We start from the raw sequence: 1,857 nt of genomic DNA, 5'->3' as shown, positions 1-1,857 counted from the left end.
CCGGCGTCAATCTCCTCTCTCCCGGAGAGACGCCCTATGAAAACGCCCAGTTCCTGCTGTTTTTGTGCGCCGTTATCCAGGCGGTGGATGACTTTCAGGACCTTCTGCGCATCTCAGTGGCTACCGCCGGAAATGACCACAGACTGGGAGCCAACGAGGCTCCGCCCGCCGTGGTGTCCATGTTCCTGGGCGAGGAGCTGACGGCCATTCTGGACGCAATCGAGCATGACGCGCCCTACACCGGCGTGAAGGCGGGGAAGGTGAAGCTGGGAGCGGACGTTCTGCCCCGGTTCCGCCGGGATACCACTGACCGCAACCGAACCTCGCCCTTTGCCTTTACGGGAAATAAGTTTGAATTCCGCATGGTGGGTTCCTCGGACTCCATCGCCTGTGCCAACATTATGCTCAATGCCGCCATGGCCGAGAGCCTGAAGCGCTTTGCCGATCAGCTGGAGGGAACAGGGGACTTTGAATCCGCCCTGCAGGGCCTGATCCGTGATACCATTCGTGACCACAAGCGGATTATCTTCAACGGCAACGGCTACGATGCCGCCTGGATCGAGACGGCTGTCGGTCAGAGGGGGCTGATGAACTACCCCAGTACGCCGGACTGCGTTCCCCATCTGCTGGACCAGAAGAACGTGGATATGCTCACCTCCCACGGCGTGTATACCAAGGCGGAACTGGTTTCCCGCTGCGAGGTCACGCTGGACAACTACTGTAAGACCATTTTCATTGAGGCCAGGACCATGGCGGACATGGCCCGTACCGAGATCCTTCCCGCCATACAGGCATTTGCTGCCGACACCGCAAGGGCAGCGGCCGGCAAAAAGGCGCTGAGTCCCAGCTGTGCCTGTGCGTATGAGATGGCGTTGGTAGAGAAGCTGTCCGGTCTCACAGATCAGATTGACACCGGGACAGCGGAGCTGGAGCGGCTGGTGGAGGAACTGGCAGGAGCCGGCGATATAAGGACGGAGTCCGAGCGCATCCGGGACCGGGTGCTGCCGCAGATGGAACGGCTGCGCCGGGCTTGCGATGAGGCAGAGACCGTCACCGCAAAGAAATACTGGCCATTTCCCAACTATGGCGACCTGCTGTTTAGTGTGAGATAACAGGGGGAACGGGGCCGGGCGGCAATATCCTCTGAAGAGCAGGAAGCTGTTTGAGATATGGGGAACAGCAGATTCCGAACAACTAAAAAGATCTGCAAAAAGCCGCGGAGTTCTGTCGACTGGCAGGACTCCGCAGCTTTACATGGAACACAAAAATAACAGCCTCATTTTCTTGAAAACGTGGCCAATGATGTTCATATAGCACAGTCCATCCGCCGATTTCTTTTATGCTCCAAACGCAGTTTGGTCTGGGCCGTGCCGAAGGCGGACATGTCTTCGGCAGCGCCCTGGCCCGGGGAGATGTGGAAATAGTCGACGTACATAATCTGGTGGGGAGAGGTGATGATGAGCACCTCCGGTTCCCAGGCCGCTACTTGCTTTGCGGCAGTCCGGTAAGCATCAATGGTAACTTGTACCTCCTGTTCCCGCCCACGTCCTACTGTGGGAATGATCAGCGGCGGGTGAGGGACGATCACTGCGCCAAGAATAGACATATCGCTTCCTCCTCGTTAAATATTCTGCACCAGCGTCTCCAAAGATAGGGCTGCACTCACTGACGGTTCAGTTCCTCACGCAGCCGTTCCGCAATAGCGGCCTTCTCGTCCTCTGTTTTTGCTCGGTTATACTCTGACAGCGCCTCGTCCCGGAGCCGCTCGGACTCCATCTCCCATGTCAAAAAGTCCGGCTTGGTCATGGTGCCCTTTTTTGTGCGGGCAAAGTATTTTTTATATGCCCGCTGGTGGAT

Annotated in this window: 2 protein-coding genes and 1 pseudogene; 1 reads left to right on the top strand and 2 read right to left on the bottom strand. The window is 57.4% G+C overall.

Features of this window, described 5'->3' with window-relative positions; genetic code table 11:
- Positions 1-1,112: pseudogene (locus QZ326_RS13120) on the top strand (glutamine synthetase type III); the annotation flags it as partial.
- Between the two features lie 194 nt (positions 1,113-1,306).
- Here QZ326_RS13120 and QZ326_RS13115 read toward each other — a convergent pair.
- Together QZ326_RS13115 and QZ326_RS13110 are read right to left on the bottom strand one after the other, a co-directional pair.
- Entirely contained in the window at positions 1,307-1,606 is a 300-nt protein-coding gene (locus QZ326_RS13115; RefSeq protein ID WP_295746082.1) for a hypothetical protein, read from the bottom strand.
- Positions 1,607-1,662: 56 nt separating this feature from the next.
- The coding region (locus QZ326_RS13110) for a DUF6076 domain-containing protein (RefSeq protein WP_295746079.1) at positions 1,663-1,857 on the bottom strand (195 nt) is incomplete at its 5' end.

The sequence above is a fragment of the uncultured Oscillibacter sp. genome, from assembly GCF_910587525.1.
Classification (GTDB): Bacteria; Bacillota; Clostridia; order Oscillospirales; family Oscillospiraceae; genus Oscillibacter.
The sequence above is the reverse complement of the archived record's forward strand: the minus strand, read 5'-3'. Positions and strand labels throughout refer to the sequence as shown.